This window comes from Flagellimonas amphidinii, from assembly GCF_013090115.1.
GTDB classification, from domain to species: Bacteria; Bacteroidota; Bacteroidia; order Flavobacteriales; family Flavobacteriaceae; genus Flagellimonas; species Flagellimonas amphidinii.
Genome location: NZ_JABFNN010000022.1, coordinates 1 through 24,468, shown reverse-complemented (window position 1 = coordinate 24,468; position 24,468 = coordinate 1). Strand labels below are relative to the sequence as shown.

Annotated in this window: 23 protein-coding genes; 14 read left to right on the top strand and 9 right to left on the bottom strand. The window is 37.7% G+C overall.

Going from position 1 to position 24,468, the window contains the following annotated elements:
- The first annotated feature begins 1,158 nt into the window (after window positions 1-1,158).
- The gene (locus HJC33_RS02605; protein WP_171657238.1) at window positions 1,159-1,488 is read left to right on the top strand and encodes a site-specific integrase; all 330 of its coding nucleotides are present in this window, start codon (window positions 1,159-1,161) and stop codon (window positions 1,486-1,488) included.
- Window positions 1,466-1,672, top strand: coding sequence for a tyrosine-type recombinase/integrase (locus HJC33_RS17490; protein WP_417936519.1), 207 nt, complete (start codon window positions 1,466-1,468; stop codon window positions 1,670-1,672). Before HJC33_RS02605 ends, HJC33_RS17490 begins: the two co-directional genes overlap by 23 nt.
- A gap of 63 nt (window positions 1,673-1,735) precedes the next feature.
- Here the strand turns inward: HJC33_RS17490 and HJC33_RS02595 are convergent, their stop codons facing one another.
- From HJC33_RS02595 to HJC33_RS02560, 8 genes are all read right to left on the bottom strand, one after another.
- Window positions 1,736-2,089 carry a hypothetical protein gene (locus tag HJC33_RS02595; RefSeq protein WP_171657237.1) on the bottom strand — a complete coding sequence of 118 codons (354 nt, stop codon included), beginning with the start codon at window positions 2,087-2,089 and terminating at the stop codon, window positions 1,736-1,738.
- Window positions 2,090-2,247: 158 nt separating this feature from the next.
- Complete coding sequence (locus HJC33_RS02590; protein WP_171657236.1) at window positions 2,248-3,399, bottom strand: serine hydrolase domain-containing protein; 1,152 nt, start codon at window positions 3,397-3,399, stop codon at window positions 2,248-2,250.
- 89 nt (window positions 3,400-3,488) lie between these two features.
- Entirely contained in the window at window positions 3,489-4,310 is an 822-nt protein-coding gene (locus HJC33_RS02585; RefSeq protein WP_171657235.1) for a LytTR family DNA-binding domain-containing protein, read from the bottom strand.
- Window positions 4,311-4,416: 106 nt separating this feature from the next.
- Window positions 4,417-5,427 carry a TolB-like translocation protein gene (locus HJC33_RS02580; protein WP_171657234.1) on the bottom strand — a complete coding sequence of 337 codons (1,011 nt, stop codon included), beginning with the start codon at window positions 5,425-5,427 and terminating at the stop codon, window positions 4,417-4,419.
- A gap of 135 nt (window positions 5,428-5,562) precedes the next feature.
- Window positions 5,563-7,170, bottom strand: coding sequence for a S41 family peptidase (locus HJC33_RS02575; protein WP_171657233.1), 1,608 nt, complete (start codon window positions 7,168-7,170; stop codon window positions 5,563-5,565).
- A 29-nt stretch (window positions 7,171-7,199) separates the two neighbouring features.
- Window positions 7,200-8,273, bottom strand: coding sequence for an alpha/beta fold hydrolase (locus HJC33_RS02570; RefSeq protein WP_171657232.1), 1,074 nt, complete (start codon window positions 8,271-8,273; stop codon window positions 7,200-7,202).
- A 2-nt stretch (window positions 8,274-8,275) separates the two neighbouring features.
- Window positions 8,276-9,013 (bottom strand): hypothetical protein, encoded by a 738-nt coding sequence (locus HJC33_RS02565; protein ID WP_171657231.1) that lies wholly within the window; start codon window positions 9,011-9,013, stop codon window positions 8,276-8,278.
- Window positions 9,014-9,114: 101 nt separating this feature from the next.
- Window positions 9,115-9,768: a hypothetical protein gene (locus tag HJC33_RS02560; RefSeq protein ID WP_171657230.1), complete on the bottom strand. Its 654-nt coding sequence runs from the start codon at window positions 9,766-9,768 to the stop codon at window positions 9,115-9,117.
- A gap of 411 nt (window positions 9,769-10,179) precedes the next feature.
- On the opposite strand from HJC33_RS02560, the gene HJC33_RS02555 reads away from it, so the two are divergent.
- Window positions 10,180-12,390, top strand: a complete 2,211-nt coding sequence (locus HJC33_RS02555) for a DUF5916 domain-containing protein (RefSeq protein WP_171657229.1) — start codon at window positions 10,180-10,182, stop codon at window positions 12,388-12,390.
- Here HJC33_RS02555 and HJC33_RS02550 read toward each other — a convergent pair.
- Window positions 12,362-13,411, bottom strand: a complete 1,050-nt coding sequence (locus HJC33_RS02550; RefSeq protein WP_171657228.1) for a helix-turn-helix domain-containing protein — start codon at window positions 13,409-13,411, stop codon at window positions 12,362-12,364. The genes HJC33_RS02555 and HJC33_RS02550 overlap by 29 nt on opposite strands.
- A gap of 126 nt (window positions 13,412-13,537) precedes the next feature.
- Between HJC33_RS02550 and HJC33_RS02545 the strand changes: the two genes are divergently transcribed.
- The 11 genes from HJC33_RS02545 to HJC33_RS02495 all read left to right on the top strand — a co-directional run bounded on the left by HJC33_RS02545 (window position 13,538) and on the right by HJC33_RS02495 (window position 24,155).
- Entirely contained in the window at window positions 13,538-14,077 is a 540-nt protein-coding gene (locus HJC33_RS02545) for a hypothetical protein (RefSeq protein WP_171657227.1), read from the top strand.
- Window positions 14,078-14,332: 255 nt separating this feature from the next.
- The gene (locus HJC33_RS02540; protein WP_171657226.1) at window positions 14,333-15,025 is read left to right on the top strand and encodes a CPBP family intramembrane glutamic endopeptidase; all 693 of its coding nucleotides are present in this window, start codon (window positions 14,333-14,335) and stop codon (window positions 15,023-15,025) included.
- A 1-nt stretch (window position 15,026) separates the two neighbouring features.
- Window positions 15,027-15,488, top strand: coding sequence for a YybH family protein (locus HJC33_RS02535; RefSeq protein ID WP_171657225.1), 462 nt, complete (start codon window positions 15,027-15,029; stop codon window positions 15,486-15,488).
- 18 nt (window positions 15,489-15,506) lie between these two features.
- Window positions 15,507-15,977: a DUF4199 domain-containing protein gene (locus HJC33_RS02530; RefSeq protein ID WP_171657224.1), complete on the top strand. Its 471-nt coding sequence runs from the start codon at window positions 15,507-15,509 to the stop codon at window positions 15,975-15,977.
- A gap of 28 nt (window positions 15,978-16,005) precedes the next feature.
- The gene (locus HJC33_RS02525; protein ID WP_171657223.1) at window positions 16,006-17,193 is read left to right on the top strand and encodes a C45 family autoproteolytic acyltransferase/hydolase; all 1,188 of its coding nucleotides are present in this window, start codon (window positions 16,006-16,008) and stop codon (window positions 17,191-17,193) included.
- Between the two features lie 150 nt (window positions 17,194-17,343).
- Window positions 17,344-18,375 (top strand): DUF2911 domain-containing protein, encoded by a 1,032-nt coding sequence (locus HJC33_RS02520; protein WP_171657222.1) that lies wholly within the window; start codon window positions 17,344-17,346, stop codon window positions 18,373-18,375.
- Window positions 18,376-18,385: 10 nt separating this feature from the next.
- Window positions 18,386-18,880 (top strand): hypothetical protein, encoded by a 495-nt coding sequence (locus HJC33_RS02515; RefSeq protein ID WP_171657221.1) that lies wholly within the window; start codon window positions 18,386-18,388, stop codon window positions 18,878-18,880.
- 8 nt (window positions 18,881-18,888) lie between these two features.
- Entirely contained in the window at window positions 18,889-19,518 is a 630-nt protein-coding gene (locus tag HJC33_RS02510) for a GyrI-like domain-containing protein (protein WP_171657220.1), read from the top strand.
- A 23-nt stretch (window positions 19,519-19,541) separates the two neighbouring features.
- Window positions 19,542-20,768: an alanine racemase gene (alr, locus tag HJC33_RS02505; RefSeq protein WP_171657239.1), complete on the top strand. Its 1,227-nt coding sequence runs from the start codon at window positions 19,542-19,544 to the stop codon at window positions 20,766-20,768.
- Window positions 20,755-21,618 (top strand): alpha/beta fold hydrolase, encoded by an 864-nt coding sequence (locus HJC33_RS02500; protein ID WP_171657219.1) that lies wholly within the window; start codon window positions 20,755-20,757, stop codon window positions 21,616-21,618. Before alr ends, HJC33_RS02500 begins: the two co-directional genes overlap by 14 nt.
- Window positions 21,619-21,740: 122 nt before the next feature.
- A complete protein-coding gene (locus HJC33_RS02495) occupies window positions 21,741-24,155 on the top strand; it encodes a TonB-dependent receptor (protein ID WP_171657218.1) in 2,415 nt (804 codons plus the stop codon).
- Window positions 24,156-24,468: the final 313 nt, after the last annotated feature.

The following is a 24,468-nucleotide window of genomic DNA, read 5'->3' as shown; positions in this document are numbered from 1 at the left end:
TTAATTTCAAATAACTTTTTGTTTAAAAACTCACGCTCCGGTTCTTTAACACACATCGGATATTCTTTTTACGAATTATGAAAAAGAGGGCACCGAATCGTATGATTTTATATGAAATCAAATAGATTGGATCAAAATGAAAAAGTCTGTGAATCATTGATTTACAGACTTTTTGAATTAAGATAAAAATCCTGAGTGACCGCGGCAGGGTCACAACTTATGATTTATCTATTTGATATTCAAAAAGTTATAATTTTATTTTTTCTCCGTGCGCACCTAATTGCCAACAGGATTGCGCTTGGGTTTTAAATGAACTTATTTGAACATAAATGTAATCAAATATTTTCAGTTCAATGGTAACTAAAGATAATCTATCTGTGGAAAGAAAGTTTGTGATGAATTAAGTTTAGATTTAGGTAAAGTTCACCATATATGGATAGGACCGTTTATTTAAACTTATCATCTAGAGCATATTTTCCCCTGTAATAAGTTTCTTTTTCCCGTACACTTTTAAATTGGGGAGAAACTTCCTCAAATGAAATTAGTCGAGACACAGAGAATCTGAGGGTCATTTGGGAAAATGAATTTGTGGAAAGATTTCAAACCCTAAAAATAGTAGATGGTAAGCTTATTATATCAACTGAAAATCAATATAAAGATGGGCGGCCAAAGAACTCCCATGTTGAGACATTTATCAAGAATTAAATACAAATACTAACAAAGTTTGGGTGGTGCCAAAGTCTAGATAAACCATTTCTTTAAATTGTAAATAAGATAATTTCATTGAAGATAAACTTAACATCGAAAACAATAATTCTTGAACTTCAAGCTTGGATGGACGGGGGTTCGGTTACATTGATTTGTAAGAATGGGGATGAAGACCGCATCCATACAAACAAGTTTTCTGCAGTCTTAACCTCTTAAAAGTAGTTGAATGAAAAAAATGTTGATTATCCTTTGTTGTTTGTCCATTAACCTAAATAATCTCTCAGGAACCAAATAACCAAAAAACCGAGCAACCAAATGTTGAAATTGTGAAATCAAAAAAAGTATCCAAAACTTTTAATGCGAGGGCGCATACAACTATAACAGACAAGAATGCAAAAAGAGTAATGGACAGGTGTAAAATAAAACCAATTGACAATCAAATTGACATTAATGCATTTTCATTGGTTGACACAAAAAATAAACTTAGATATCGATTATCAGACATCTCTGCATATTGATATGGCATTTCTAAAAAGAGAAAATATTATTGATGGCCGTGTCAAATTTCAAAGACGAAAAACAGGAAAACGATATGATATAATTATAACGAATCAGATTGAACCAATCATCGATTATTATCTAGGCAATCCCAACCCCTCTGGTTTTTTATTGCCTATAATCTATCGGGGCACTTTGGAATTACAGTACAAAGATGCCCAATGGGAGCTTAGACGCTACAACATTGGTCTGAAAGAGATTGCAAAAAAAATGTGGGATTGAAGAACGTTTGACTTCTTATGTTTCAAGACATAGTTTTGCAACTCATGCTATGTTCAAAAAAGTCCCTTTGGAAGCCATATCTGCAATGATGGGTCACAATAAACTTAGTACAACTCAAATCTATCTGAAGTCATTGCCAAGCAACATACTTGATTCCTATCAGTTGGAATTGAACTCCTTATAATTTGGCTGTATGCATTTCATCAAATATTCAATTTTAAAATTAGGTAAAGGTATTGTGTTAGTACTAATGAATCTTGACTCTCTCGCTTTTTTTGGTTTTATATTTTACCAATTCATTCTTTGGGATTTCCTTATAAACAGAATGGTCAAGCTGAATTCCTTTGCAGTCAATTGTAATTACAGAAATTCTTATTGTTTTCATCATACAAATCTTGTTTGGTTTTGTGTATTTTTCTGATTCGTTTACCAGGGGCATTGAAATTACATTTAGGACTGCCGGTGCCAAAGGTGCGGTCCAGGGTTCTCCAAGTACAGAATGTCGTTCATTTCTTTCAATAAGAATATCTTCAACTTCTGGTAGTTCATCCAAATACTTGATATAAGAGAGATTTTGTTCATCTTTAGGTCTTTCCATCATAAAAGTCAATTTCAACTACACAACGGCCGAATCAAATAAAAACTAATACAATGTATAACGTTACTTAAAGTAAAAAAGAAGCTATTCTCAGGTAAACATTGAAAGGAATGATTTTAATTGTGAAATGGGTGTCTTTAAATTTGAAGTAAGTAATTTGATTAAAACAGAAATAGCCTTTTCATAATCTTATTTCGCATTTTATAGTAGGCACTGCCGAATTCTTTTGATGCGGCACGAAGTCCGGTATTGCAAAATATGGCTACGGTCATGTCTTGCTCTGGAAAATAATACAGATCGGTCGTAATTCCGATACCCCTGCCAGAATGACCCATTAAAAATTTATAAGGAAAGCCCTTATCTGCCATGAGCCCCAATCCATAATCGGGATGTTTTTCATCGTTCCATGTGGTCATTTGCTTGTAAGTTTTTTCATTTAACATCTCCTTTTCTCTTACCAATTTTTCAAGGAATGCCGTAGCTTCCTCAATAGGTGCATAAATCCCATCATCGCCACTATACCAATTGGTGGTTTCAATGGTCTCTCTCGATAGGTTTTCAATAACTCCATCTTTATTGATGTCTCCATAATGATTGACTAAATTGTTCGGAGGTGTTTGTTTGTAGTATGTGTTGATGAACCCAAATTTTGCGAGTACATTTTTTCGTAAATACGCCTCATGTCCTTCTGGAAGCACGGCATCCATAATCATTGTAAGCAACAAGTAATTGGTACTGCTATAGCGATACGTCCCCAATGGTTTGGTATATTCTGTTTTGCCATAGGCATATCTCCTTAGGGCATCCATATGGGAAAGAGTGTCCAATTTAAGTTGTCCTGACAAATAAAGTTCGTTCAATTCTGGATTTCTATTGTAGTTATATAGCCCTGAGGTGTGCCCTAATAGATGCCTTACTGTAACCTTCTCGGCATTGGGAAAACCATCTATAATTTCTTTGGGCAGATAATTTTTGATTTTATCGTCTAATCCAATTTTTCCGGCCTCTACAAGTTGTAATACTGCTACTGCCGTATAGGTCTTTCCTATGCTGGCCAATGAAAAAATAGTTTCCTTCTCGATAGGTGTCTTCTTTTCCAAATTGGAATATCCGGATGTTCCAATCCATTTCCCGAATTTCTTGCTTCTGATGGAGATTACCACCCCGGCCAATTTATCGCTGGTGGCTTCATCCATATATTTTTGGATTTTCTCAAACTTTCGGTGCTGCGCCCTGACAACAGTGGGTTGCAAAAGACTGTTGCATAACAATAGAAAGCCAAAGGCGTATAATTGTAATTTTAGTGATTTCATGATTTAAAATAGCTGTTCGTTTTAAACAAAGAAATCCAACCCTGCTTAATGTTTTTAATACTATCAAGGTTTAAAAGAGTGAATTGCTATCAATTAGGTGTCGAAGTGCTATGGTACCACTTGCGAAATGATGCAGCTTTTGGCCTACTTACCGTTATAATATCTTCATCGCTTATGCTATCTGTCAATTGCACCTCAATCTTTCCATATGTAGATGATGAAATAGCACGAATAATGTTTTTATGTATAATTTGATTACGTGTCGCTTGAAAGAACAGGTGCTTTGGCAGTAATTCATTTAAGCTTTGAAGTGTTCCCATAAAAACGCCTTTTTTATTACTACTATAAACTACCCATACCACACCTTGTTCCGTTTTTGCATAGTTGACTTTGGTAATATCAACTTTGAAAATGGCATTGCCCCGAATTAAATCAATCTGCTTTGTCGATTTATCGATTTCTGACTTTACATAACTTAGTTTATGGTTGGAATCTTTGAGATGTGATTCCGTTAATTTCCAATTTTGATAGAAATGGACACCCCACTTGAGCGTAGTCAATAGGAGAGCAATAAAGAAAACGCTTAAATTAATAATCAATAGCTCATGCCAAGTATGGAAACCATCTCCCATGACCCATAGGTAAAGGTTTCCAAGAATATTGAGCAAAAAAAGAAGGGAAACTGTCAAATAGGCCAAATGGTAGGCGAAGCGCCTTTTGAAGTCGTGTGTCCAACTATGCCTTTTTTCCAATAAGGTATTAATGCAATGGTTGGTCTCGGTTAATGCCAAGGCAAAAAAAAAGCGACCAAAAACTCTTTGAGAATAACGTCGGGATTGTTTGGGTCGAAAATATAATTGATAATCACATTGGCCGTTGCCCCTAGTATCAAGGGTTCCAATATCCGCCAATAATTGATTTTCGCAAACAACATTATATGGGTATCTTAGTACGATAAAGATAATGAAATAGAGAAAATCACCTTACCCTAATTCACTGTCAAAATCCTTACTCTCCTTAATTAATCGATGTTAATTTCCGATACCGCTCAAGATTTAATTTTACTGCATAAAAATTTAACGAACCATTATCACTTGATGCTAAAACTGATCTGAACTTTTTATAACTTTCCATGGCTTCTTCCTTAATTTCAGAGTTCTTCCTACCCGTTGTAAAGATCAAATACTTATTATCGGGGGTCACGTATGGGCTCCCATCAATTTGATCACTATTGATGGTCTCGCCCATATTAATGGGATCGGTCCACTTGTTTTCCCCTTTATTAAAACTTATGTATAGATCACTATTACCAAAACCATCGGGTTCATCAACACGTACAAAGATCATGAATGACTCATCTTGGGCTATAAAGGCGTCCGCTTCCTTATTCTGACTATTGATGTTTTTTGGTAGAGGAGTGGGGACTTCATATGCGCCGTTTGTAAATTTAGCATAGTAGAGATCGGAATTGCCTGTTTTATCTGAATTGAAATAGAGGGTCCCGCTTGCGGTAAGCACGGGGTAGAATTCATTCCCTGTAGAATCAATGGGATCGCCAAGAGGGGTTGGATCTTGCCATACCCCACCTATCAACATAGATTGCCAGAGGTTGAAATTAAAACCTTTAGGTTTGCCATGGTAATCTTTGTAGGTAGAGAACAAAAGACGATTACCGTCCGGTGAAATCTGCACATCCGCAATTGGAACATCATGAGAAACAAAGGGAACAAATTCCGGCTGGGAAAATGCACCTTTTTCAAATTTTTGATAAGCAATGCCAGTAATGCCCAGTTTTTGCGAGGTGGCCGTGTAGTAAATAGTTTTTCCGTCAGGACTAAAACTGGTATTGAACTTATCAATTGCAGTGGAGACCACATTCGGGTAGAACATTACAGGTATTTCCCCTATGGAATCCATGGCCTGAAAGGGATTCTCATATTGAACTTCATTAGTGAGCACCTGTTTTTTGCTATGGGAACATGAAGATACCCATAAAGCCATTGTAAATATTGAGATGTACTTGTACATATGTTGTGTGTTTTGGATTGATGTATTGTTAATATGTCTGGAAAAAGATTACGTTTAGATGTTTTATTTAATACACTTGATTTATCCTAGTTCGTTGGTATGTGAAAAAAATCGAGCCAGATTTTATTGAATTGATTATAATGTGTCCAGTATATGTTCTATTACAAGTTGCCCTTTTTTATAGCTACTGGTATTTTCCTTCCATTCAAGCTTTATATCAGGAGGGATACCATAAATTTCATTTTTCCCATCTGCTCTATAGCGCACACAATCGGGCATCCTAACGCGTAGTTGAAGTGTTTTAAGCTCAATACTGTTTCCCCCATTGGAATATCCGCAGCCGGCGCCATAGGTGTTTTCCCCAATCAAAGTTCCAGCCTTGTTCAGTTGGAACAATGATGTAAAGCCCTCAGTGGCGGAACCCGATAACCTGTCTTGTACCAGAAATAATTTACCGACATACAAGCCCCTTTTAAAGGGTAAGAATCTAGCAGAGCTTAGCATATGCTTTGACTCAAGCTCATTAAACTCTTGGGCAGTCATAATTTCGGGTGGTAACTTGAAAGCATAATTATGTTCTTCTAGCAGTGGACAAGGGCGATCCTCTACACCTGAAAATACATTGTGTTCACATGTCTTTTCAATGCTTTTAATCGAATTTTCAATGTCTGTTTTAAACTTTATTAGATGTTTCTTTAATCCTTCGCTAAGATTTGTTTTTTTCAAGTCTTCTTTAACGTAGGCCAAATGACGAACAAAGGTGTTTCTCCAATGCTCGTGTTTAACATATGATTTTATTGGGCCATTTAGTTCTAGAGGGGTAAATAACCGTGCGACTTCTTCGTACCACTCGGTACCTCCACCGTTTCCAGAAACATCCACAACCAGCGCAGAGATGCCCTTGGACTTTAGCTGATTAACGCGTTGGATTATTTTTTCGGTTAATTTTTCCTCAACCAATATGCTGAATTGGTACTCACACTCTCCATCACAATTTTTCCCATTTTGCTCTCGGTAATCTTTCCAAAGGGAAAGTGCGACATCCCAGTACCTCCAATATCCAAAAAAATGGATTTTGAGTATTCCGACGCGTTTATTTGAACCTTCAATTAAGTAAGTGTCAAAAGGATTGTTCTTTGCAAGAATTGGTTGGAAACCTGCTACCGAATCATATCTGAAGTTATATTTTATCTTTCGTTTGGTATATCCCAGATCTCTTAATTCTTTGAAGATACTATCCGTTGTGCCGTACTTGCTTTTTGTGGGAAGAGTTTCGTTTTTAGCAGGCTCAGTTTTTCTTATTTTAGTAGCCCGTAGATGAGCATCTTTGAACTTTTCGATGAATTTGATGATGACATCTTGGGCGTCATCAAGTGAATTTGCTCCTTCTAATAGTTTTTTGGTTTCTTTATTCAGTTCCAACAAATTTATTTGCTCTTTGGAAGAGGCATAATCGATGTTTGCATAACCCATAGACATTTGTTCTTTCAAATACTCAAATTCCGAAAGCCATTGGTCATTTTTCTGCTGGCCGAAAACAAAACCACCGAAAATGACTAAAACGAAAAAAGAATACTTCTTGTTAACCACTTTAGGGTAGCATATCATAGAAGTCTCCCCTAAGAGGGTTGTATTTGAAACTAGATTCTGGAATAGATGCTTTTTTGAGAACCCCATGTTTTGGCTATATGGATTGGTAGACGAACTTAGGCCCAATGCCAATATTGAAAGGAACTTATACATATCCTATTTAATTTGGTTGATGGATGGAATTAATAATTTTCTATAAATTGTATCACTTCAGTGGCATATTCGTCTGGGCTACTTATCATGGGTTCATGTCCAGAACCATCAAATAGGAGCAATTCTTTATCCGCTTCGGGAGTTCCCAAAAAACGGTAAACATCATTTCCTAATTCCGGCGGAATCAAATCATCGTACCTACCCCATATCAAAAGGCTGGGTATAGCTATGTCCGAGACAGCTTGAATGTAATTATCGCCTTCTACATCTTGGTTCAGTAAATTGTTTACAATGTTCAAATTGTTGGAAGTATAGGCTGGAAAAACATTGTAAGACGATGAAAAGCCGATACCTAGATAAGACCCGAAGTCTGATGAGGTTTCTTCAGATGGAATGATATTGATTGTTGTACTATACATGAAACGTCCCCATTCATTTTTTTGTTCCCTTTCCAAAATGGGGTCATTTTCATTTGCCCAATTCAGGGCCTCATTCCAATGGCCAGTATTATTTCCCTTTTCGATTTCTTCTAGGGCAATATTGATTAAGAAGTCCCTGCGGTACACCCATTGCAGGTCATAATCAAAATTAAACGCCCCATCAACGGATATCCACCCTGAAATGCCATCCTGAAAATCAGCCTCAAGCAAATAATTAACCGCTATGGCCGAGCCAAAACTGTGGCTCATCAAATACACTTGGGTATTGGGGTATTTGTTTTTCAGTACGGTTACAATGGCATTCAAATCCTTTACATACTGGTTCATGGATATGGAGGACTCATCAAAATTTCCTTGAGCATTACCAGTACCCCTTTGGTCATAATAGGCAATGGCAACATCCGTTTCCAGATTTTGACCCCATTTGTAAGTATCCAACTTGGCCAGATCCAAACTGGTAAGGCCAGGGCCTCCGTTTATGTAAACCAGTATTTTGTTAGATGCCGTATTTCCCCTTACCCATATAGGCAATACTGTATTATCAATATTTACATGGAAAAAAGTGTCGGCATTGTCCGTAAATTCAAAATCCTCACTGCATGATTGTAATAAGAAAATCGTCATGAGTGAACTAAATACTATCTTGATTTTTAAATGTTTCATCTTTATAGGATTGTATATTTAAGGCCTACTTCCATCATTAAATACCCCACTCCTTTAGGAAAGTTGGGCAGGGCATACATGAATTGTGGTTTTATATAAAGTTTTAGGGGTTTACGAGTGCTGAATTTCAGGTTCTTCTCAAAAGAGATAAAAGTGCTTCCCAAAAAATAGTTATACCCCACGTTTTCTTTTTTTACGACATTATTATCATTAACGCTAAATGCGTTTGGGATAAAGGTTCTCAAATAGCCTGCACCAACGCCATAGGAGAGCCCATTGCCTTTTTCATTCACCTTATTGATTGCAAGTTCAGGAAGTATAAAAACTCCGGTCTGGTATCTTCGGTGGTAATAGGTTCCAATACTGGGGTTTAATGAAATAGATTTTACAATTGTTTTTTCCTTTTTTGTTTTGTTCCAATCCAACAAAGTATACGAAAGGCCTATTTTTATTCCTGGATGGGTAACCATTTCCCCGAGATACCCTATTGAAATAGCGGTTTGTTTTTTGGGTTCAGGGTCCTTATTTGGTTCAAAATTGAGTAAATGCCCTTTTGATCCCTTATTTGAATTATTGTTTTGTAATGATGGGGCACTTGTTTTATCAATTGATGATATAGTTAAATATGAAACCCCAAAGTTTGGGAAATCATCTGTGCGACTCTCCTTGAGAGGCGATTTGGCCATTGCCGCTATAGGGATGACCAGTAATAGAAAATGAATACATGTTTTTTTTCTCATGATTGATGATAGAGTTTATACTAATGAATAGTCACTGTTATTTTTCGACTTTTCCGTTAATGGTATTTTAGATATTTTGAATGTTATATTTAGATGTATTATCAACTCAATTTTTTCTTGTACCTGTTCCTGCCCAGGTTAAAAACCCCAAGCTTTATTCCAATACCTGCTGAAAATCCATTAAGTCGATCAATAGTGCTATATTCCAGGGCAACCTTGCTTGAAAACCGATATTTGACACCAGCTTCCAGTTGCAGGTAGCGCGATACGTTAAAGAGTAGGTTTGCCCCAGGTTCGAGTACAAAAATGGCATCTACATCATCACGCTGTCTACCAATATTTGTGGTCTCTCTGTAAGTATTTCCAAGATATCCTAAAGCTCCTCCCCCAATAAGCAATGGAAAAGAGAGACTCACCTGTGAATTGCCAAAAAAGATAGGTTCCAAATGTAGCCCTCCATACCCACCAATCAAATCATCATTTATTGCTCTTGGTATGCTCTGTTGGGAGTATAGCAAAATCCCTTCAAGACCAACCTCAAACTGTTTATTGGCTACATAGGCCAGTTTAAGGCCTCCAAAATAGGCTGGCTCATCATTAATATCACCAAGATGTGTGTTCAAACCAAGATAGACTCCATGTACTATATTCGTACGGTCATTAAAAGTGACGTAATCCCCATCTTCTTGTGAATAGATCACCGAGAATTGCAAAAGCAAAAATGCAATGAGTAAAATTGTTTTTTGATTGTTCATTCTTTCGTTTTTTAAGATTTACTTTTCTTTAAAAACAATTTAGAAAGGGTCAGGGTTGCATGTATTTTAGAAAAAACCAACTTTTTTTTGAGGTCCAACCTCTTTAATTTCAAGTATTTGGACTAAGTTTAGCACTATTGATAATAATAGAATTACTGATTTTCGAATTCAATAGACTTTCCCTATCAACAAGAACATTTTTTAACTTTTTCTTTGGAAAGTTTTGTGAATTTTAAGTAATTTTTTGAAAGAATGCTCCACTTAAAGAAGGGCTTTATAACGTTAGCAGGGATTGGTGGGTCTTCAACCATACCTCAGCATTCATCTCTTTATTTCGGAAATCACGATGCTCTAGGATTGTTGAATTGCAATATTTACTTCAATAATTCATCGTCATCAATCAATAATTTCATGAAAAACAATTTTTTATTCGGTGTTTTCTTCTTGGTCATTTGCACCTTTTATGCACAAGAAAATAGTTCGACTCGGTTAAACTATCGGTATCATATAACACAATCAAGCCAAGAAATAAAGGTAGATGGCGTTGAGGAGCCGGGAGAATGGCAATCCCACACCGTAATAGATACCTTGTACAATCATAACCCAAGTGATGTCGGTTTGGCTAAGAACAAAACAGAGATTAGACTTGCCTATGACAATCGTATGCTTTATATCATGGCCAAGCTATATGATGGGGGAGAACGGGTAGTGCAGTCGTTATTAAGGGATTCGGACAATGCTCAATGGAACAGTGATTCGTTCACTATTGTCATAGACCCCATTAATGCCAAACAAAATGGGGTAATGTTTGGAGTGAACGCCGGAGGTGCCCAAATTGATGGTAGTTTAGGTATTGAATCGTCCCAAACCTTATATTCAGAAACTTGGGATGAACGTTGGTTTTCGGCAGTTAAGGATTATGGTGACTATTGGATGGCAGAATTTGCCATTCCGTTCACCAGTTTGCGGTACAATGAAAACAATTTGGAATGGGGCATCAATTTTATCCGCCGAGATCTCAAGGAAAACTTTTACTATACCTGGACACTATTTCCTGTAAATTTTAACGGAATCGATGTTAACTATATGGGGTCGCTCGTTTGGGAAAAGGTGCCCAAAGTGAAGAACAACATCATGTTCATTAAACCTTATGCTATAACAAACATAAACCGAAAGAGGGAGCAGGAAGGTTTCGTTGACGATGAGAGCCTAGATGCAGGAATTGATATTAAAATACCAATTACCAGATCTTTGTATAGCGATATTTCCATAAACCCTGATTTCTCAAATGCCGATGTGGATCAAGAGGTGGTTAATATTACCCGTTTTGATATTTCGCTTCCAGAGAGAAGGGAGTTCTTTTTAGAAAACAACGACATCTTTACCAATTTTGGGTTTGAAGATTTACGTCCTTTTTTCTCACGAAGGATAGGATTAAACAATGGGAACAGTATTCCCATCCTTTTTGGGGCAAAAGTAACTGGTAATATTGGTGATGATTTACGATTAGGGGTAATGAATGTCCAGACAAGAAAATCGAACGAAGTGGCAGCAGAAAATAATACGGTAGCTGCCTTTAACCAAATGGTTTTAAAGCGATCGGCCATAAAGGGCATGTTCATTAACCGAAGTGTTACAAGAGATGGGGCCATGGATGACTATAGCCAAAACTTTGGGGGCGAGTTCAATTATATCTCTGAAAAAGGAAACTTGTCCAATACCATTAGTTATAATGCGAGTACGGCCAAAGATTTTAATAATGGTTACTTTTTAGGAATGGAAGGTATGTATGTATCCAAGAAATTTGGCACGGGCTGGGTACTCATGACCATTGATGATGACTATAGGTCTGATTTGGGTTTTGTGCCAAGGTTGTTCAATTATAATGCGGATACTGGAGAGGTAATCAGGCAGGGATACAGCTTGGTCAACCCATGGTTTAGGTACAACTTCTTCCCAAAGGGTGAAAATTCGGTATTGGTAAGGCATGGTTTTAGAACATGGCATTATCAATACTTCAACAACGGCAAATTGTTCGAAAGGCAAAACAATTTGGCCTATGACCTTCTCTTTAGAAATACCGCTTCACTTACCGTGTCCATGACAAGCAGAGGTTTGGACCTTCAATTTCCCACTAATTTTTTGGGCAGTGAATTTGACAACCTACCGGAAACACATTATAATTTTTGGACGGGCAGTATTGACTATAGTTCAGATGTTAGAAAAAGGTTGACCTATAGTCTTGGCGGTACTTTTGGTTCCTTTTACAATGGAAATATCAGTACCTTGGCCGCCTCGACCAACTTCCGTTTTGGTAATTGGGGCAATTTTAGCCTTTCGTACGACTACAACAGTATTATGCTGCCAGAAAACTTTGGGGACCTGGATTTGCATTTGGTAAGGTTCAATGGCACATTGAGTTTTACTAATAACCTGTTTTTGAGAAATACTGTCCAATTCAATACACAGAGCGATAACTTTAGCATCTTTTCAAGGTTGCAGTGGCGTTACGCCCCCTTGTCCGATATTTTTTTGGTCTATAACCAGAACAATGACACTCAATCCTTTGACCTTAGCAATAGATCGATTATCATCAAAGCAACCTATCGCTTCGGAATATAGGAATAATAGGATTCTCAATACTTTCTTTGTCCATTAAGTGCTTTTTCCTTTTAAGGTATTCGGTGGGATTGGTTCCCGTTTCCTTTTTAAAAGCGGAATAAAAAGCGGAAGGAGTATTGAAACCAACAGTATAAGCGATGCTCTCTATTTTAGTTTCCTTTAAGGTGCTTTCCTCCAGTTCTCTTATGGCATCGTTTATCCTAAAATAATTGATGGTTTCCGGAAAGGTCTTTTCGTATTCCCTTTTGATGATTCTAGAGACCAGATAGGAAGGAATGTTGAGTGTTCGGGCAAATTCGTCCAAAGTAAGTTTAGGATTCCTATAAACCTTGTCCATTTCAATAGCTTTCTTTATGTCCTGAATCAATTGGGGGTTTAGCTTTTTTACTGACTTCCGGTTTTGGAATACGAAATTGGTTTTTATGGCGGTTACCACAAGAGCTAACAAGATAGCCGCAATAGCTACAGTTCCCATAGCGTAATCCATCATTGTGTTCTGATAGAACTGAACGAAGAAAATTATCCCCATTAGTACCGTGAGAATGAGTAACAAAACGCCCCATGAATTGTATTTAAAATCTGTTGTGTTCTTATACTTTGTAAATGAAAAGCCTATATATATAAATAAAAGCGTCGTAGCACCTCTATAAAGTACATCCGGTGCATTTTCAACAGGTAACGCTATAATAATACTACCCACGATAGCCGGTATAAAATTTAGATAGTCAAGACTTGCAATTCTTTTGATTTTTGGTTCATCGTGGTATTTAAAATAAAGCCAGATTAACGGACCTATACTTGCCAACCCTAAATACCCCATGGCTATCGCCAAATAAGGGATACTCCCTGAAAAGTAGATGACCGATTTCAAAACACGAAGCGCAATAGCAATAAATAAGAATCCCAAGATGTTTATTTTCAACTTATTGGCATTCTTCATCAAGAAAAAATATAGCGCGGCTAAAATGCTCAAGGAAGCAACATTGCCAGAAAAGAAAGCTAGAATTAAAAGTGTGTTCATAAGGAAAACATCTAAAGATTTTCGAAAACGGGAGAGGCTCAAATATCGTCCCTAGTATTTTTGGAAAGTTAGTATCGTTATACCTATTGCGTTACCTAAAGAAAAGTTAAATCTGATGAGAACAAGATGAAGTATGTTAAAAAAATCAACCTAAAACTTATTGTAGCACTAATCTATGTCTGTAGTGTACAATCCCAGGAAAATCATGAAAAATATGGCAACTACACAAAGACAATAGATGACACCATAAATGCACTATATGCGGTAATTTCTGGAGAAAAGGGAGCAGCGCGGGATTGGGACCTGATGCGGTACATTTACCACCCGAATGCAAAACTGGTTCCAACTGGGAAAAATCCACAGGGTAAGATTGGGGCTCGCTACGTAACCCCACAATATTACAGTGAAAGCTCAGGAACGTGGTTGGTTGAAAATGGTTTTTATGAGGAGGAAATCAATAGGAAAGTGGAGCAATTTGGCAACATAGCCCATGTATTCAGTACTTACCAATGTTTTCATAGCAAAACAGATACAGAGCCCTTTATGCGGGGAATAAACAGCATACAACTGCTGAATGAAGGAAACCGGTGGCGGGTTATCAATATTTTTTGGCAACAAGAAACCGAAGAAAATCCAATACCAGAAAAATACCTTCCTAAGTTTTGATATGCGTTCAAACTTACTGATTCTGCATGCAACATTGATGTCATGATGTTTAAAAGAATATTATATAACAAGAACGGTGAACTGAGGCGTATTTTTGTGCTACTGTCCTTTATCTTACTTTTTCAAGTTATTGGTGTTATACTAATAAAGTTGTTTGTCCCCATTTTTAAAAGTAACGAGTTTCTTTTGTCCTTGGGGGTAAATGTAATATCCTGTATTGCGGTTCTCGCGGCTCTTTACCTACACTCAAAACATTTGGATTTTAGATCGTTGGCAGAATATGGTCTGAAACCGGGAGAATGGTCTACCTGGTCTGAATTTATTAATGGTGCAACAATTAGTCTTTTGGGGGTTGGGGTTGTTGTCTTGATTCAGTACAACACGTCTGTAATCCATTTGAGTCCTGATTCTATTTACAAGGCATACGACCTCTGGATAGTGTATTTGATGAAGTCATTTCGTTACTTATCTGGAGCTGTGTTCGAGGAAATCTTGGCAACTTCCTTCTTGTTTGTCTTTTTAAAAAATAGCATTGGAACCAACACCCAATGGTATGCCCATAGAAACTGGTTGGCTATTGTAGTATCTGCCTTAGTATTTGGATTTATACATGGAACGAATCAAAACGTTACTGTTCTAGGTGTTATCAATTTAATTCTATTTGGAGCCCTTACAACTTTCAATTTTGCCATAACCAAAAATCTTGGTTTTGCTGTTGGATTTCATTCGATGTGGAATTTTACCCAAAATGTGGTATTCGGGTTGCCAAATAGTGGTTCACCATCAGAGAGTTGGATTTTCAAAACGACTCTTCATGCTAAACCCATCATTTCTGGTGGAAAATTTGGCATAGAAGGTAGTTTGATCACCAGTATTTTACTAGGTCTGATTTTCCTTTATCAAGTAATTAACCTTAAAACACTTAGGTTAAAACAAATAAAGTTTTAAGATGAAAAACATTGTGATAGCCATTTTCTCTTTAATCCTCCCATATACGGTAAGTGGTCAAGAAGCTCCTTTAAGCAAGATCAATCATGGAATGTTGGATTCAATACAAACCATAATCTACGACACGGAAAGGTCCTTTCGGAACATGACGGTAACCAAAGGAATTGCTGAAGCTTTTTCGCATTATGCAGCGGTGGATGCTGTCATCAACCGTAATAACCGATTGGTTGAAGGAAAGAACAATATTTTCGAATTCTACAGCCATCAAATGTATTCTATGGCAAGTGTGGACTGGAAACCTCAAAAAATAGAAGTCGCCCAGGCCGAGGACATGGCATATAGTTATGGGAACTATATCTGGAAACTTCCCGATCAAAAAGGGGTTCTAAAGGAATACAAAGGAATTTATTTTACAATCTGGAAAAAACAGAAAGACGGACAGTGGAAATATGTATGGGACTAACAAATTCAATTAAAAAAGATGGACTATAAAGCAGCAACTATTTTTGGAGCACTACTCGGCGTAGTTTCAATAGCTTATTTCCTATGCACCAATCTTTTGGGTATCTCCGGAAATGAGTTGGTAGGTTGGCTGGGCTATGTCCCCTACATCTTAATGATTTATTGGGGACTTGTTGAATCGAAAGCTCTATATGAGAATTATGGCTCAAGGTTTCTTTTTGGAGTATTGGTAAGCTTTATCGGCAGTATAGTAGGTTCTTTATTTATGTATCTATACTTGATCTATGTAGATGACCTTATGATAAGAAATGCTATAGAAAACCAAATTGTCAGTCTTGATTCCAATAGTGCAGACTATGAAATGTTGGTGGCTAAAATCAAAACCGTAGTTACGCCAACCTTTTACCTCATTTTTGGAATTGTCTCTGGACTGCTAATCGGAACACTTATTTCGGCTATAATGCCACTCGTTATAATATCACGAAAATAGTCAGCACTTGAACTTAAAATGTCGATAGATGACAAGAATTATAAAGAAAAACTTACTTATTATCCTAATGCTATTTTCAGCAGGTTCTTTTTCTCAAGAAACCAGTAGGGTCCTCAAAAGGGTCCATTTTTCAGGTACCGGTTATAAACTAGGTTTACAGCATGGAACACAGTTAAAAGAAGAAATCAAAGCAATTGTAAAAGCGTGGAAAGAAAACACAAGTAAACAACTGGGTAAGAATGCAGACAAAGTAATCTCAGAGTTTTTCGATTACGCAAATTTTACGAACGCAATCAGGCAATGGACCCCTGACTTGTATGAGGAAATTATCGGAATCTCAGATGGGTCTGGCCAAAAGTTCCGGGACATTTTCGTTCTTAACTTATTGGATGAGTTTTGGGTATATGTAAACAACATACACAACCATCATTGCAGTGGTCTTGGAGTCCCCGCACAAAATGGAAATCCAGGTTACCTATCTCAAAATATGGACCTGGAAAATTATACCGATGGACATCAAGTACTTATGAGATTGGAACGCACCAAAAAAAGGCCGGAACAACTGATTTTGACACATCCTGGGCTCATTGCCCTAAATGGACTTAACGAAAAAGGAGTTGGGGTATGTGTAAACACTTTGATACAGTTAAAATCCAATAACAGTGGATTACCGGTGGCCTTTGTAATAAGGCGGATCATAAATACAAGCTCAAAACGAGAAGTATTACAATTTATTAAAAATGTAAAACACGCGTCTGGGCAAAACTATATTGTTGGTATAAAAGGTGAGATATATGATTTTGAGGCATCGGCAAATAAAGTGGTGAGATATCAGCCATCCAACAAAAATGGAACCGTATATCATACCAACCATCCCTTGGCCAACAATGATCTTAAACCATGGTTTGAAGTCTATAATCCTGAATTTATAAACACGGACCAATCACTACGCACTGACAGTCATTACCGGTTTCAAGCCATAGAAAAACGAATGGCTCTTCAAAAAGAAATATCGGAAACTACCCTTATAAAAGTTCTACGATCCAAGGATAATAAAAAGCATCCAGTTTGCAAGGCAAACAAAAAAAATGGACAGGGTTTCACATTTGGATCTATAATCATGACCTTTTCTGAGCAACCTTACCTGCAAATTGTAGCAGGACCTCCCGATGAATCAGAATTTGTAAGAGTGAATTTTAGTGGTGGGAAGATATAGTCAACTTTTTAACTCCCAACCATAAATAGAATGACACAAACCAGTTGTCAATAATAATAACAGAAAAAGAAGACAATGAAAAGATTTAAAAGAAAATACTTCATAGTACTATGTAGCGCTCCGTTCTTGGTTAGCGCACAATTCCACACAATGAAAATTCCGAAAACAAGTAACAAAGTGATTGAAACCCAACGTTTGGCTGTTACTGATATTACAATTGATTATAGCAGTCCGTCTGTGAACAACCGGGCAGTTTGGGACAATCCTGATGTGATTCCCCAGAAGGGAGATCCCATTGCATGGCGTGCAGGGGCCAATATGAACACTACTATTTTCTTTTCTACAGACGTGTTCATTGAGGGAAAGCCATTGAAGGCAGGAAAATATGGTTTTCATATCATCCCAGACGGCAATAATTTTAAGCTCCTGTTTGCACATAACGCTAACCTCTGGGGAAGTTATTACCTGAATCTTGATAGCGATGTTACTTTGGAGGTTGATGTACAAGGCAAAGAATGTCCTTTTTCGGAAAAGTTAGATTATGAGTTCTTGGACTGGGCAGAAAATGCCGTGACCTTAGGGCTGGAATGGGCTGGCAAACGAATACCTTTTAGGGTTTCTGTGGATTTGAACTCAACTGTGGTCAATAGTTTTAGGGATGAGTTAAGAGGACTCAACACGTATCACTGGCAGGCCTGGAATGATGCCGCGACGTGGTGTTTACGCCATGACACCAATCTTGAGGAAGCCTTGGAATGGGTCGATAGATCTATTAAAGGAGGATACAATGGTTTTGCTGCCGATGAAAACTTGACCAATTTGGCTACGAAGGCGCGATTGCTAAAAAAACTCCAAAGGAGCGAAGAGCTTACTGCTGTGCTAAACCGTTCAGAGAGTTTGGTGACAAACCCAATGGATGCCAACAATGTTTCCATTTTAATGCTCCAATTAGAGCAGCCCAAAAAGGCCTTCGATTTTAGCTCGGCCATGTTATCCAAATACCCAGATGCTTGGTTCTTAAAGCTCAATAAAGGCATTAGTTCATATTTTTTAGGGCAAAAAGAAAAGGCACTCGATGAACTTAGGGATGTAGCTGACATTGCTCCTGAACAATTTCAAAAAAGACTTGGTGAAATTATCCAAGAAATAAAAGAAGGAACGTATCAACTACCCAATGGTTAAATTTTTACAAATGAGGGCAATTTTTGGTTTCGTTATGCTGCTGGGATTTCATTTTTTAGGACAAGCGCAGCATAAAAATATCGATTTAGAGGCTATTGCTGCCCTAACAAAAAAAATGTACGATGCCATATCATTTGACAATGGTAAAATCCCTGTATACAATCTTAGCGAGATATACCATAAAAATGCGGTAATCGGTGCAGTCGATACGGTCCAGGCAAAAATATTCCCAGTGGTTGAATTTGAAGAAGGGAACAATGCCTATTTTAAAAAACACAGAATCGTTTCTTTCAAGGAAAAGGAACTCAATGCAACCACCCATTTTTATGGAGGGGTAGCTGTGCGTTATAGCCCTTATGAATTCACCATTAGATCCGCTGATCATAAGGTTACGGTAAGAGGCGTCAATACCATTCAATACATTAAGGAACCTAAGATAGGTTGGCGCATATATTCCATCTTTTATAGTGACACCAACTCATATCCCGATTTAGATATAGAATAATAGAGCCTATGAAAAAGCATGAATGGCGTAAATCGGAAAAGAAATATTACCTGCCAAAGAAATGGCCTGAACTTATTGAAATACCCCCTTTTAATTTTGTGACAATTTCAGGAGAGGGCAACCCAGATGAGCCGAGTTTTGCTGATTATATCAGTGCATTGTACAGCTTGTCCTATAGAATCAAAATGAGCTTGAAAAGGGTGCAAAAACCTCCAAAAGATTATTGCGATTATACGGTATATCCCTTAGAGGGTTTCTGGGATATAAAAGAAAGTGCCAAAAACGAAGCAGATTTCACTTTTAATAAAGATGATCTTGTCTTTAAACTAATGATACGACAGCCCGATTTCATTACCAAAGCCCTATTTGATGAAATGCTTAAACTGACACAGCGTAAAAAAAAAAATCCTTTGCTACCATTGCTGCAATATGAAACTATTACTGATGGGCTTGCCGTTCAAATGCTGCATGTTGGTAGTTTTGATAACGAACTTGAAAGCTTAAAAAAAATGGAATCCTTTACCAAAAAACAGGGGCTTAAACGTGCTTCAAAAATACATCGTGAAATCTATCTTTCTGACTTTAGAAAGGTGCACAATGAACAATTAAGGACCGTTCTACGATTTAAAGTTGTATAGGAGACTTGTTAAAAGAACATAACATGAAGCCTTCACGGAGAAAATTTTTAAAGAAAGCATCGGCTGGAGCCATTGGACTAGGCACATTACCGAGCAATACTATTGCTGAATCATACACAAATTCTACCAAAGACTTTAAAAGGGGAATCAACCCATGGATTGAGCTTTCAAGGAAAGCCTACCTGAAAAATGCCGAAACCATTTCGACTATCGCCCAAGGAAGTTCTGTTTTGGCTGTCCTTAAAAACAATGCTTACGGTCTAGGGGATATTGAAGTTGCTCGGATATTGGATGACAGTCCTCATGTAAATGGATATGCACTGGTTAAAGATGTCCGTTGTTTAGCCCTTCGGGAAAAAGGAGTACAAAAGCCCATATTGCTTATGGGGGATTTCTCTGAACATTTGGGAAGAGAACTTGTAAAGGCAGAAATTATGTTAAGTGCTTTTTCAAAAGAATCTGTTGCCAAACTTCAGACACTTGCCAAGACCAATAAGGAGAAAATTAGAGTACAGCTCTATTTTGATACCGGATTGGGACGCATGGGAATGCCTTATGATAGGCCTTTGGATTGGTTGGTTGAACTAGTAAAAATCAACAACATAGAAGTAACGGGCATTTTTTCAACATTGACCACTCCTTATGATTTTGCCCAAGAGCAACTGAGGCGTTTTAATTCCCTTTTGAGCAGGATAAAGGCATTGGGAATCGTTGTAGCAAAAAAACATATTGCCCCATCCCAATCGTTATTGGATTTAACCACTTCTCATTTGGGTCAAGTACGTCCGGGCATTTTATTGCATGGTTCCTTTCCATTGCTTGATATGCCACAGTCAAAGAAATATAGGTTACAACCCACTTTTAGACTATGCTCGAGAGTTATTCGGGTTGAAAAACTAAAACAAGGAGACACAATTGGTTTTTCAAGGTTTTATGAGCTAAACCAAGATGAATGGATTGCAACGGTTCCCATAGGCTGGGCTGACGGGTATTCGAGCTCGGCCGAAAACGGGGCCAAAATATTGATAAACGGAACTCTTTACCCCGTAGTCAATGTAAATGCCAGCCATTGTAATGTGGTCATAGGCAAGCAAAAAGAGGTCAAGGTTGGCGATGTGGTTACTTTGATAGGTCCTGACGTGCCCGAAATCACTCCAGAAGGTTTTGCAAAATCGATAAAGGGACATAATTACCTGCAAATCAACTATAAAGAATCCATTCCAAAAATTGTTCTTGATGAATTTGCTTAAAAGAACCCTTCAATTCTTCTTATTCATTTCAGTGTGGTTTGTCCAAGGTCAAGGCAAATACCTCACCATCGGTATAGATAGTATAAAAATCTATATTGAAGATGCAGGCAAGGGCAAACCAATTGTCTTTATTCCTGGCTGGACCATGACATCACAATTCTTTTCAAAGCAAAAGGATTATTTCAAGAAAGACCATCGGTACATTTCCTATGACCCAAGAAGCCATGGAAAATCATCCAAAACAGAAATAAGAAACACTTATGCGGGTCATGCAACCGATCTATATCACCTCATAAGCGCCCTACAGCTTGATGACGTTATACTTATTGGTTGGTCAAGCGGGTCGGCAACAGTGTATGAATATGTAAAAAAATATGGAACTGGCGGTATAGATAAGATTGTTTTTATAGACGAGCCGCCAAAATGGGTCGGAGACAGTGAAAAAGAATGGGTGTATGGTTCTTTTGATGCGTATAGGGAAAGCCTAAAGAACCTAATCAATGACCGAACTGGTTATGCCAAAGGGACTGTGCAATGGATGCTACAGAAAAACATGAATGAAGGTGAACGTGACTGGATGGTAGCCCAAATGATGTTGACGCCAAATAATGCTGCTTTGAGTCTATATGTAGATGGTTTGACTAGCGATTATACTGATGTTGCAAAAAGTATGAATGAGAAAATACCCTTGTTGTATTTAGTCAGGGAGTCTTGGTATGACAAGGCAAAACAATGGTTGGATAAAAATATAAAGTATTCGAAAGTACTGCCAATCAAAAGCCATGCACCGTTTTGGGAAAACCCAGAAATTTTTAATGAAATAGTAGAGACTTTTATTAATGGTAGTTAGACCTGTCACTACTCTCAATCAAATAATTTTTTAAAAAGAATCCCACTTAAGTTCATCCATCAAAAAATTAACATAAGGCCATTGTCCAATACAATGGTGCCTTCAAAATCAATCGAAAATCCATGTTCAAAAAAAGTTTAATACTGACTATCTCCTTAATCGGCCTTTGGAGCAATGCCCAAGAAAACATAACAGGAAAAGTTGTCGACACAGGCAACAATGCCATTGCTTTTGCCAATATTGTGGCCAAGCTAAAAACCGATTCCACTTTGGTAAAAGGCGCCATTTCTGACAACAGTGGAAACTTCAACCTTTTGGTGAAAGAACCACAAGCTTGTTTTTTGACTGTCTCCTACGTAGGATTCAAGTCCAAAACGATTACTTCAATTGGTCCGGGAAATATGGGGAGCATTGTTTTGGAAGAAGCTGCTGAACAATTGGACGAAGTTGCAGTGGTATCACAAAAGCCTTTCATCCAAAGGGAACAAGATAAACTTGTTGTCAATGTTGAGAACAGTATTATCAGTACGGGGAGCACTACATTGGAGGTATTGGGAAGATCCCCCGGAATCACCATAGATCAAGATGATAATATTTCACTGAGCGGAAGAAATGGTGTACGAATATATATCGACAATAAGGACACGCGTTTACAGGGTGAGCAATTGGCCAACTTGCTTAGAAGTCTTCCTTCATCCAATATTGAGAAAATAGAGATTATCTCAAATCCATCCGTGCGCTACGAAGCCCAAGGCAATGCGGGTATTATCAATATCGTGACCAAAAAAGGGAAACTCTATGGCACTAATGGCAGTTTGACCTTAAGCCCTGGTCATGGAAGGTTTTTTAGATGGAACAACAGTATCGACTTCAACCATAGAACGGAAAAACTGAACATTTTTGGACAGTATTCTTTCTCGGATATGAACCGCTATCAAGAGATTGTAATTGATCGTACCTTTCTTGATGGTGATCAACCGATGGCCTTTTATGACCTACAGAATGATTTTGAATTACCCATCAGCAATCACAATGCACGATTGGGAATAGATTTCAACGCCAGTGAGCGCACAACTTTTGGGCTATTGTTCTCAGGACTGAGAAGCCTGCAAAAAAATAGGTCCACCAGTAACGTTTTGGGTTTTGATATTTCAAGAAACCCCATCTCAGAGGAATTGACCACTACCGATATTAAATCGGATTGGAATCAGTTTACAGCCAACCTGAATGCCAGACATCGTTTTAAGAATAAGTCAAGCCTCGATTTTAATTTAGATTATGCCCGATACACCAATGGTTCTGACCAAAACTTTGTTTCAGATTTTGAATTTTTCGATACAGGCAACACCGCCCAAGACATTTTGTTGGGTGATGTGGACGGATTTTTAAATCTCTCCGGTATAACATTGGACTATCGATTACCGCTAAAGAACGGCAATGTATTTGAAACTGGTTGGAAGAATACCTGGGTAACCTCAGACAACGATTTGGAATACGTAAATGACCGGAATGGCACTATAATCCCAAACGAAAATCTGAGCAATCATTTTATATATGACGAGGCAATATATGCTGCCTATGCCAGCTACAGCATCAATAAAAAGAAATGGAACGCCCAACTGGGTTTAAGGGCCGAGAATACGTTTATTAAAGGAAACCAGGTGATCACGAATACCGTCTTTGAGAACAATTATCTCAATTTTTTCCCAACCGCTTCATACAATTATACCTTGAATGAGAATAATGCACTGGGTGTTTCATTTGGAAGACGTATAGATCGGCCTAGCTATGGGCAATTAAACCCGTTCAGAACCTTTGTGAACACCAACACCTTTAGGGAGGGGAACCCCTTTCTTCAACCCCAATTTACTTGGGTATCGGAACTTAATTATACTTTTAAACGACGATACTACTTCGCCCTAAATATAGGCTATACCACTGATAATCTCAACAACGCTATCATTCGCAATAGTGATGAAGAAGTTGTTGTAGTAAAACCGATCAACATTGATAAATTGAAAAGCTACTCACTTATTGCCAGTTTTCCTCTTCGGTTTTGGAACTGGTGGGAAAGCAATTGGAACCTCAATGCTTCGATAAGCGATTTTGATGGTGAAATCAATGGATTCAACTTTGACCGAAACAATCCCGTGGTAACCATAAATACCAATCATAATTTCAATTTAGGAAAAGGGTATCGCTTACAACTAAGTGCCTTTCATCTGTTCCCTAGTTACGCCACAATCACTAAAATCGAAACCATTTCATCTGTTTCACTTGGTTTCCAAAAGAATATATTGAAGGATAAGGGAACGCTTCGTTTCAATCTCAACGATATTTTTTGGAACCAGTATCCCACTGGCAGGACCCAATTTGGTAACCTCGATGACACATTTACAAGTTATAGAGATACCCGTTACGCGACCTTGTCGTTCACATGGCGCTTTGGCAAACAAACTGTTCAACCCCAACAGCGAAGGCAATCAGAAATACAAAATGAGTTGAATAGGGCAAGACAAACTGAAAATAATGGGTAAGGGAATACAAGGATAAACATAGAATTTAAAGATTAATATATCAATGGAGTTGCTCATGCATAGTCCCATTTACTGCCTTTCCTATTGCATTTAAGAGAAAGAAAATCCATTAGATTTTGATATATCACTTAAAAAAATGACAATTAAGCTCCATTTTAACCGGAGCAGCACACCGTACCATTTCAAAACTAAAGAGGGTAAAGCGAGAGGGTAGCACGGCAAGCCGGTGCTACAACAACATTTTTGCTCCGCAAAGCCCCATGAACAAAGGGCTCAAGGAGAAAATGAAAATTGGCGCGGAATCTGTCATTTA